Origin of the sequence: Vibrio sp. HI00D65, from assembly GCF_001635455.1 — a bacterium.
Classification (GTDB): Bacteria; Pseudomonadota; Gammaproteobacteria; order Enterobacterales; family Vibrionaceae; genus Vibrio.
The window spans coordinates 1-312 of sequence record NZ_LWEH01000443.1 but is presented as its reverse complement, the minus strand read 5'-3'; the positions used below and the strand labels follow the sequence as shown (position 1 = coordinate 312).

General features: G+C 46.8%; 2 pseudogenes. Both read right to left on the bottom strand.

Annotated features, from left to right (window positions below):
• Positions 1-166: pseudogene (locus tag A3712_RS28745) on the bottom strand (VWA domain-containing protein); the annotation flags it as partial.
• Positions 159-312: pseudogene (locus A3712_RS28960) on the bottom strand (tight adherence pilus pseudopilin TadF); the annotation flags it as partial. The pseudogenes A3712_RS28960 and A3712_RS28745, both read right to left, overlap by 8 nt.

Below are 312 nucleotides of genomic sequence, written 5' to 3'. Positions count from 1 at the left end.
CGGCAGAGTCAGCGGCTTGCGCAGCTCGATTAGAAACCATCACTTGCGCGCAGATCATCAGAGTGCCAATAGCGATAAATAGTGCAGGGAGCAGTAGTGCAAGAAAGGAAAGAGTGATGGAACCTTTTTGCTGCCGGGCTAGGCCGCTAAACATTGAGTTAACCATAGTGCTTACCTACCACTACTGATGAGCTTTTTAGGCTTTTTGGAAGATCAAGTCGTTCGTAGTCAAATGGTGTCTTTACGCATATGGTCAGTTGAATCAAAGTGGATGGTCTTCCATTCAATGCAGGATCACCGTTGCCTACAACA